A 611-nucleotide genomic window follows, 5' to 3' on the forward strand; every position below is an offset into this window, starting at 1 on the left:
TACGAATTGCCCTTTTTGGAAAAAAGCTTTGATGTCGTGATACTTGCCCATCAGCTTGATTATGCAAGTGATCCACACCGTCTGCTGCGAGAAGTCGACAGAGTGATGATGGATGATGGCTGTTTGATCATTACGGGGTTTAACCCAATTAGCTTTACTGGTTTGGCGAGTTTGTTCCCATGGCGTAAAAATAACTTGCCGTGGAGTGGGCGAATGTTTACTTCGAGCCGAATCAATGACTGGTTAGGGTTACTCAATTACCAAGTAATTCATTGTGATCGTTATGCGCTGTTTCCTATGACACGTTATCGCACCATGTGGACTTGGTTAGAAAACAGCTTGGGGGATTGGGCTTCTCCGGCGGGGAGCTTGTACTATATCGTCGCTCGTAAACGAACGTACCCTCTCAAGCCAATCAAACCACATTGGCGTCTAAAGAAAAAACTGACGCCGCTTGGCGTGATGAACCGAGAGGGATTTGGTGTGAAGAGAGTGTCGAGCCAGCGCTACTAGCGTATTAAGATGGCTGGTAGCCTGTATCTTCTTCTGTTGGGTTTTCTGCTGCTGTGCGGGCGAGTTCATCACAGATTTCGTTTTCTCTGTGTCCAGCA

At 47.1% G+C, this 611-nt stretch carries 1 protein-coding gene and 1 pseudogene; one reads left to right on the forward strand and one right to left on the reverse strand.

Annotation, left to right across the window (positions count from 1 at the left end; translation table 11 throughout):
* On the forward strand, positions 1-513 hold a 513-nt coding region (locus R7R24_RS28325), incomplete at its 5' end, for a class I SAM-dependent methyltransferase (RefSeq protein WP_318120398.1).
* A gap of 4 nt (positions 514-517) precedes the next feature.
* On the opposite strand, the pseudogene R7R24_RS28330 reads toward R7R24_RS28325, so the two are convergent.
* Positions 518-611, reverse strand: a pseudogene (locus R7R24_RS28330) (ribonuclease HI); the annotation flags it as partial.

Source organism: Vibrio sp. 704 (genome assembly GCF_033339295.1).